Genomic DNA, 1,042 nt, shown 5'->3' with positions numbered 1-1,042 from the left:
GTCACCTCATCTCCAACCGTTTTGCACTACCTGAATTGCGGCTTCCAGAACTACTACAAGAAGTACGCTCAACTGGGCAACTTTCCCGACTACTGGTGGCGCTCAAAGTCTAATCCCATTCGCGTTCCCTTTCACTTGGCCTCAAGGGATGCATACTGCTCGCGAGATATCTATCAAATGGTGGCTCTTTACCAAAAGTTCATACTCTATAGCAACTCCATGATTAACCAGAGCTTGATAGAGGAGGGTATCCTCACCCGCATCTACTATCCTTCTCAGTTACTAGCAACTGTACTTAACCCCTGAAAATCCCAGGTTGTTTCAGAGGACTAAAAAAAGCTCCCCAAAGGGAGCAAAGCAAACAGTGGAACCCGCAGAAACTAGTCAAACACGTTGCAGCTCTTGCCTACGAAGGTAGAGAGGCTGGTTACAACCTTCTCCTGGGATCCCAGGCCAATGGTGCATTGAATTCGGCTGCCGGAAGCGGTAACATAGCGGCTTGCACCTGTGACAGCAGTGGTGTCCCAGCGCATCCCTTGAGGTGAAGTACTCTGAACATTACTGGCTACTGGCGTCTCGTAGTTGGGAGCGCTCCACGGGTCGTTCATGAATTTGTCACCTTTGGCGCCGCAGGAGTCCGCACCGGTACTACTAGGACAACCAAACTTGATTCTGGTGTAGTCGTTCGGATACACGCCAACATCCAGGCGATAGACCTCAGAACCGCGACCTACTGCAGTAAGAGCCGCCTGAGCCTCGGCCGTGCGGGAGCGGCGCACTTGGTTCAGGAATTGGGGAACTGCCACTGCAGACAGCACGCCCACAATCACGATCACCACCAGCAGTTCGATCAGGGTGAAGCCCTTGGCTTGGGAGAAAAGTTGCTGAGCCAGCTTGGCCCGCAACAGAGACTGACGAGACTTCGCGCTCATGGTCCTCGATCCTTGGTTACTAGAGAGTTACTTGTGCAGGTTACCTGCCAGTCTTAACCTACCCAGCCTGAGGGCCATTCATAACAGCCTGTCCCCAAGCAAAATTGCGG

At 52.6% G+C, this 1,042-nt stretch carries 1 protein-coding gene and 1 pseudogene; one reads left to right on the top strand and one right to left on the bottom strand.

The genetic code is table 11. The features are described 5' to 3' along the window. Positions 1-306 (top strand): annotated as a pseudogene (locus tag NW858_RS05305) (glycosyltransferase family 2 protein); the annotation flags it as partial. A gap of 74 nt (positions 307-380) precedes the next feature. Here NW858_RS05305 and NW858_RS05300 read toward each other — a convergent pair. Continuing rightward, positions 381-932 (bottom strand): type IV pilin protein, encoded by a 552-nt coding sequence (locus tag NW858_RS05300; protein WP_414352296.1) that lies wholly within the window; start codon positions 930-932, stop codon positions 381-383. Between the last annotated feature and the right edge of the window lie 110 nt (positions 933-1,042).

Source organism: Synechococcus sp. H55.10 (assembly GCF_047502715.1).
Taxonomy (GTDB): Bacteria; Cyanobacteriota; Cyanobacteriia; order Thermostichales; family Thermostichaceae; genus Thermostichus.
This window is presented reverse-complemented; position numbering and strand designations above follow the sequence as displayed.